Raw genomic sequence first — 7035 nt, 5'->3', positions numbered from 1 at the left:
CTCACCACCCACCACGACCTCGCCCACTTCGTCCTCTTCTCCTCCATCGCCGGCACCCTCGGCAACGCCGGACAAGCCAACTACGCCGCCGCCAACGCCGCCCTCGACGCCCTCGCCCACCACCGCCGCCACCAAGGCCTGCCCGCCCTCTCCCTCGCCTGGGGACTCTGGGCGGAGGCGAGCGGCATGACCGGGCACCTCGGGGAGACCGAGCTGCGGCGCATGGCCCGCGACGGTGTCGGCGCGCTCGGCGCGGAGGAGGGGCTGGCGCTCCTGGACGCCGCTCTCGGCTCCGCCCTGCCGACGCCCGTGGCGGCCAAGCTCGACCCGAGCCGCTTCCGGGGCGAGGTGCCGGCGCTGCTGCGCGGCCTGGTCCGCGGTCCTGTGCGCCGTACCGCACGCTCCGAGCGGCCCGGCGGCGCCGACGCGCTGAAGACCCGGCTGGCGGCGCTGCCCCCGGCGGAGGCCGGGCATGTGCTGCTCGGCCTGGTCCGCGACCAGGCGGCGCTGGTGCTGGCGGAGGAGTCGGGTGACGCGGTCCACCCCGAACAGTCCTTCCGGGACCTCGGTTTCGACTCGCTGACGGCGGTCGAGCTGCGCAACCGGCTGGCCGGCGCGACCGGGCTGACCCTGCCGACGACGACCGTCTTCGACCACCCGACCCCGGCCCGTCTCGCCGCGCACCTGCACGAACAGCTGGCGCCCGGCACCGCGGCGGCACCGCAGGCCGGGCCGGCGCTGGACGAGCTGGACCGGCTGCTGCGCGAGGCGGCGACCGGCGACGCCCGTGACGGGCTCGCGGAGCTGCTGCGCCGCACGCTCGCCGGGCTGGAGGGCGCGCCGGGCGACCGGCCCGCCGGCGACGGCCGGGACAGCGGCCCCGACGCCGAGTTCGCCGAGTTCACCTCCGACGAAGAGATCTTCGCCTTCATCGACGAGCAGGCCTGAGCGCCGCCCACCGACGTGAGAAGAGTCCGAGACTGATGGCAACCGAAGACAAGCTGCGCGAGTACCTGAAGAAGGCGACGACCGACCTCGCGCGCACCCGCCGCCGGCTGGCGGAGCTGGAGGAGCGCGCGGGGGAGCCGATCGCGATCGTCGGCATGGCCTGCCGCTACCCCGACGCGGACGGTGTCGGCCCGTTCTGGGAGCTGGTGCGCGACGGCCGCGACGCGGTGCGGGACGTACCGCCCGAACGGTTCCGCATCGAGCCGTACGAGGAGCGGTACGGCGTCTACACCCGGCGGGGCGCCTTCCTCGACGACATCGCCGGCTGGGACGCCGAGCTGTTCGGGATGTCCCCGCAGGAGGCGCTGCGCACCGACCCTCAGCACCGGCTGCTGATGGAGCTGGTGTGGGAGGCCCTGGAGGACGCCGGCACCCCGGCCGACCGGCTGGCGGGCAGCCGGACCGGCGTGATGATCGGCCTGTTCGACACCTTCCAGTACGGGCGGCTGCAGACCGAGCGGCAGGGCACGATCGCGTTCACCGACCCCTACCTCGTGCAGGGCAGTTCGCCGAGCGTGGCGGCGGGGCGCCTCGCCTACCACTTCGATCTGCGCGGTCCGACGCTCACCGTGGACACCGCCTGCTCGTCCTCTCTGGTGTCGGTGCATCTGGCGGCGCAGAGCCTGCGCCGCGACGAGTGCGAACTGGCCGTCGCGGGCGGTGTGTCGCTGGCGATGATCCAGCCCGACACGTCGTTCGTGTACGCGTGCGCCTCCTCGATGCTGTCGCCGGACGGCGAGTGCCGCACCTTCGACGCCGGGGCCAGCGGCTATGTGATGGGCGAGGGCGGCGGCATCGTCGTCCTGGAACGGCTGTCGTCGGCGCTGCGCAACGGGCATCGCGTCCACGCGGTGCTGCGCGGCAGCGCCGTCAACCAGGACGGGCACAGCAACGGGCTCACCGCGCCCAACCGGGCCGCGCAGGCGGCCGTCATCCGGCAGGCGCTGCGCGACGCGGACGTACGGCCGGAGGAGGTCGCGTACGTCGAGGCGCACGGCTCGGCGACCCGGCTCGGCGACGCCATCGAACTGGGCGCCCTGCACGACGTGTTCAAGGGCCGCTCCCCCGAACGGCCCCTCGCGGTCGGCGCGGTGAAGACCAACATCGGGCACACCCTGTCGGCGGCCGGGGTGGCGGGGCTGATCAAGACCGTGCTGGTGCTCAAGCACGGCTTCGTCCCGCCGAACCTGAACCAGCGGGAGCCGGCCGAGGCCGTCCCCGCCGACGGCACGGTACGGCCCGCGGTCGAGGCGCATCCGCTTCCCGACGACGGGGGGCGGCGCATCGCCGGGGTCAGCTCCTTCGGCTGGTCGGGCACCAACGCCCACATCGTGCTCGAGGCGGCTGCCACGGCGGCGCCCGAAGCCGCGGCAGGGGCGTCGGACCCGGCGGGCGGGACGGCCACGGTGACCGGGACGGGCACGGCGGCCTCCTCGGTCCCGGCGGCCCCGGCGGCCGGCGGGAGCGTGCCGGGCGGCACAGCCGAAGCGGACGCGGACGCGGACACCGGCGACGGCGACGACTCCGGCCCGCTCCCCCGGCTGCTGCCCGTCTCCGCCGCCGGCTCGGCGGCACTGCGGGCACGTCTGGCCGACCTCGCCGAACTGCTCGGCGACCCGGGCGCACCCCGCCTCGCGGACGTGGCGCACACCCTGCGCGAGGGCCGCTCCGCCCAGGAGTTCCGGCGGGCGGTCGTCGCCCACAGCGCCGAGGAGGCCGCCACGCTGCTGTCCGGCGCCGCAGGCGAGCCGGGGGTGCGCCGGGTCAAGGGCCGTCCCCGGCTGGCGTTCCTGCTGCCCGGCACGGGCGACCAGTACGCCGGCCTGGGCCGCCGCCTGTACCGGACGGAACCCGTCTTCGCCGAGGCCGTCGACCGCTGCCTGGCCGTCGCCGACGCGTGCGGCGTCGATCTGCGCCCGGCGTTGTTCCCCGCCGAGGAGTCCCCCGCCGAGGCCGCACTCGACCTGGCGGCACTGCTGGGCCGTACCTCCGCCCCCGCGGAACCCCAGGCGGACCCGCTGCACCACGCCGAGGTGGCGCACCCGTTCCTGTTCACCGTCGAGTACGCCCTCGCCGCCCTGCTGCGGCACCGGGGCGTCACCCCGGACGTGCTGATCGGCTACAGCCTCGGCGAGTACGTCGCCGCCTGCCTCGCCGGCGTGTTCACCCTGGAGGACGCGCTGCGGATCGTGGTGGAGCGGGCGCGGCTGATCGAGGCCGCCGAACCGGGCCACATGCTCGCCGTGTCCGTCGACGAGACCCGGGTGCGGGCGGCGCTGGCCGCGTGCGGGGCGTCCGTGGACGTAGCCGCGCTCAACGGCCCGCAGATGACCGTGCTCAGCGGCCGGCCCGACGAGATCGAGACGGTACGCCGGCACCTGGACGCCGGCGGGGTGGCGTGCCGGCTGCTGCGCTCCGCGCACGCCTTCCACTCCACGCTGCTCGAACCCGCCCGCGACAAGCTCCAGGCGCTGATCGCCTCCGTCCCGCGTGACGCGCCGGCCGTCACGATCGTCTCCAACCTGACCGGGCGCCGGCTCACCGCCGAGCAGGCCGTCGATCCCGCGTACTGGGCGGAACACCTGTGCCGTCCGGTGCGGTTCGCCGACGGCGTCGCCGAGATCGGCCGGCTCGGCGTGGACGCCTGCGTGGAGCTGGGCGCCGGACAGACCCTGGGCGGCCTGGTCCGGCAGAACGGCGGCGAACGCGCCCCGGCCGTGTTCGGCACCCTGCCCGCGCCCTGGCCTGCGCAGAACCGCAAGGACGAGCGGCTCGCACTCCTGGAGACGTGCGGCCGACTGTGGGAGGTCGGCGTCGACCTGGCATGGCCCGCGCTGCGCGAGCCGGGGGCCGCGCTCACCGATCTGCCGCGCTACCCGTTCCAGCGGACCCGGTTCTGGCCGGAGCCGCCGGCGGCCGGGACGGCCGACCCCCTCCAGGAGACCGGCAGCGCGCCCGCAGACCTGTGCTACGCGCCCGCCTGGCAGCAGGACATCGCACCGGGCATCCTCCCGCCGGCCCTCGACGGGCCGCTGCTGATCCTCGACTCCACCGCCGTGCCGGGCCCCCCGGCCCACGGCACCAGCACCCCGGACGCCGCCGGCACCCCCGGCGCCGCCCTTGCCGCCCTGGCCGCCGCCTCGGGCACCCCCGTCCTGCACGTCGTCCCCGGCACCGGCGATCTGCGCCACGACGGCCCGCGCACCACCGCCGACCCGGCCCGCCCCGAACACCTCCGCGAGGTGCTGCGCACCGCGTCGGCCCTCGGCACCGGCCCGCTGCACATCGCCCACCTGGGCGGCCTCGCCACCCGCGGCCCGGACGGCGACGGCGAGGAGGCCGCGCTGCGCGCCGCGATCACCGGCGGCTTCGACACCCTGCTGCGCACGGTCCGCGCCCTCGCCGAACTGCCCGCCGACCGCCCGGTGCGGCTGCTGACGGTCAGCGCCGGCGCCGTCGAGGTGACCGGCGGCGACATCAGCGCACCCGAACGGTCCCTGGTGCACGGCCTCGGCCGCGTCGTCCGCAGCGAACACCCCGCGCTCGCCTGGCGCGGCGTCGACCTGGAGGCCGACCCGCAGGGCGCCGTACCGGACGCCGGGGCCGCCGCCCGCGCCCTCGGCCACGAGCTGCGGCGCGGCCCGTGGACCGACGACGGCGACGCCCTCACCGCCCACCGCGGCGGACGCCGGTGGCTGCGCGGCTTCAGCCCGGTCGAACCGGCCGACAGCGCCGCACCGATCTGGCGGCCGGACGGCACGTATCTGATCACCGGCGGCACCCGCGGCCTGGGCATGGCCCTGGCCCGGCACCTGGTGCGGTCCGGGGTGCGCCGGCTCGCGCTGCTCGGCCGTACCCCGCTGAGCGACGACGGCGGGCCCGCCGCGCACCGCACCCTCGCCGACGTGGCCGAACTGGAGGCCGCCGGCGCCGAGGTGCTGCTGCTCACCGCGGACGCCGGTGAGCCGGAGCAGCTGCGCGAGGCCCTGCGCCGCTGCCGTGAGCACTTCGGCGCGCTGCACGGCGTGGTGCACTGCGCGGGCGTCCCCGCCGGGGGCATGGCGGCCCGCCGCACTCCGGAGGAGGCCGCCCGCGTGCTGGCGCCGAAGGTGCTGGCGATGGCCCCGCTGGCCGAACTGGCCGGGCCCGGCGTGCCCGAGGAGGAGCGGCTGGAGCTGCTGGTGCTGTACTCGTCGTCGGTGACCGTCCTCGGCGGGATCGGCGAGGGCGACTACTGCGCCGCCAACACCGTCCTGGACGCCTACGCCGCCCGCCTCGCCCGGTCCGCGCCCGGCACCCGTGTGCTGTCGGTGGCGTGGAGCCCCTGGCAGCACGACGACTGGGGGCGCGACGCGCAGGACGCGCTGGCCGGACGGGTCCGCGCCTACCGGCGGGAGTACGGCTTCACCGACGAGGCCGGCTGCGCCTTCCTGGACCGGCTCGCGGCCGGCGCGCAGGGCCCGGTGCTGGCCCTGCGGCAACCGCTGGAGGAGGCCCGCCGGGTGTGGGCGTCGCTGTCCGCCGCGGACGCCCAGGCCGCGCCCGCCGCGCCCGTCGGCACCGCCCGCTTCCCGCGCCCGCAGCTGCGCAGCGCGTACGTGGCGCCCGCGACGGGGCTGGAGTCCACGATCGCCGAGGTGTGGTGCGCCTACCTCGGGCTCGAACAGGTCGGCGCGCACGACCCGTTCTTCGAGCTGGGCGGCAACTCCCTGATCGGCATGTCGATGGTGGCCGCCCTGGAGAAGAGGCTGGGCCGCCCCGTCGCCCCCGCCCTGCTGTTCGAGCACCCGACCGTCGCCGCGATGGCCGCGGCCCTGGCCGGGGACACCGCCGCCGCACCGGGCAGCCCCAGGCGCTCCGCCGACCGGACGGAGCGCCGCCGGCAGGCCCTCGGCGCCCGCCGTGCCGCCTCCCGCGGCTGACGGCACGACCCCGAGCACGACGACCCCGACAAGCACGAGGCCCGCGCCCGGACGATCCCGGGCGCGGCGCACGAGACGAGCGAGACGAACGAACGGAGCTGGAGATGAGCCTGATCGGAGTGGTGGGCGCCGGAGTGATGGGCGTCGGTGTCGCCCAGAACCTCGCCCAGTGCGGCTACGAGGTGGTCCTCGTCGACAAGGACGAGGAGACCCTCGACGCGGCCCGCGCCACCATCGCCCGCAACTGCCGGATGAGCGCCCTGATGGGCGGGCCCGCGCTGGACGCGGACGAGATCCTCGCGCGGATCACCACCGCGGTCGGTGTCCCCGCGGTCGCCAAGGCGTCCGTGGTGATCGAGAACGTCACCGAGAACTGGGAGATCAAGCAGCAGGTCCACCGGGAGATCGACGCGGCGTGCGGCCCGGACACCGTGGTCGTCGTCAACACCTCCGCCATCCCGATCACCCGGATCGCCTCGCTGAGCAGCCGCCCCGAGCGCACGGTCGGCGTCCACTTCATGAACCCGGTGCCGGCGAAGCCGGTCGTCGAGCTGATCCCCGGCGTGCACACCTCGCCGGAGACCGTGCGCCGCACCCGTGAACTGCTCACCGCCATGGGCAAGAAGGCCGTCGAGGTGAAGGACTCGGCCGGTTTCGTCTCCAACCGGGTGCTGATGCTCACCGTCAACGAGGCCGCGTACCTGGTGTACGAGGGGGTGGCGAGCGCCGCCGACGTCGACGAGGTGTTCCGCGGCTGCTTCGGGCACCCCATGGGCCCGCTGGAGACGGCCGACCTGATCGGCGTCGACACCATCCTCTACAGCGTCGAGGTGCTCTACGAGCACTACGCGGACAGCAAGTACCGGCCGTGCCCGCTGCTGAAGCAGATGACCGACGCCGGCCACCACGGCCGCAAGTCCGGCCGCGGCTTCTACACCTACGACTCCTGAACCGCCCTCCCCGGAACCGGCGTTCACCAGGACCGGCCTTCCGCACCCGCCCGCCTTCCGGGCGCACCCGACCCCCGGGCCTCCCTCGGGCCTCCTCCCGGACGTCCTGTCTCTTTTACACTTCTCCGAGCCCACGAGACTACGCTGCATCTCGT

Annotated in this window: 3 protein-coding genes; all 3 read left to right on the top strand. The window is 75.8% G+C overall.

The features are described from left to right. Nucleotides 1-948 (top strand): beta-ketoacyl reductase (locus MTQ10_RS25470; RefSeq protein WP_282612590.1); only part of this gene is annotated, 948 nt, incomplete at its 5' end. Between the two features lie 35 nt (nucleotides 949-983). Beyond that, complete coding sequence (locus tag MTQ10_RS25465; RefSeq protein ID WP_247472500.1) at nucleotides 984-5930, top strand: type I polyketide synthase; 4947 nt, start codon at nucleotides 984-986, stop codon at nucleotides 5928-5930. Between the two features lie 104 nt (nucleotides 5931-6034). After that, on the top strand, nucleotides 6035-6880 hold the full coding sequence (locus MTQ10_RS25460; RefSeq protein WP_247472499.1) for a 3-hydroxyacyl-CoA dehydrogenase family protein: 846 nt from the start codon (nucleotides 6035-6037) through the stop codon (nucleotides 6878-6880). Nucleotides 6881-7035 lie beyond the last annotated feature (155 nt).

The sequence above is a fragment of the Streptomyces sp. XM83C genome (assembly GCF_023072675.1).
In the GTDB taxonomy this organism is placed as follows: domain Bacteria; phylum Actinomycetota; class Actinomycetes; order Streptomycetales; family Streptomycetaceae; genus Streptomyces; species Streptomyces thermocoprophilus.
The sequence above is the reverse complement of the archived record's forward strand: the minus strand, read 5'-3'. Positions and strand labels throughout refer to the sequence as shown.

Bases quoted from the DNA above. Each gene is read 5' to 3' on its own strand.
- MTQ10_RS25460 (WP_247472499.1), top strand. From the start codon at position 6,035: ATGAGCCTGATCGGAGTGGTGGGCGCCGGAGTGATGGGCGTCGGTGTC.
- MTQ10_RS25465 (WP_247472500.1), top strand. From the start codon at position 984: ATGGCAACCGAAGACAAGCTGCGCGAGTACCTGAAGAAGGCGACGACC.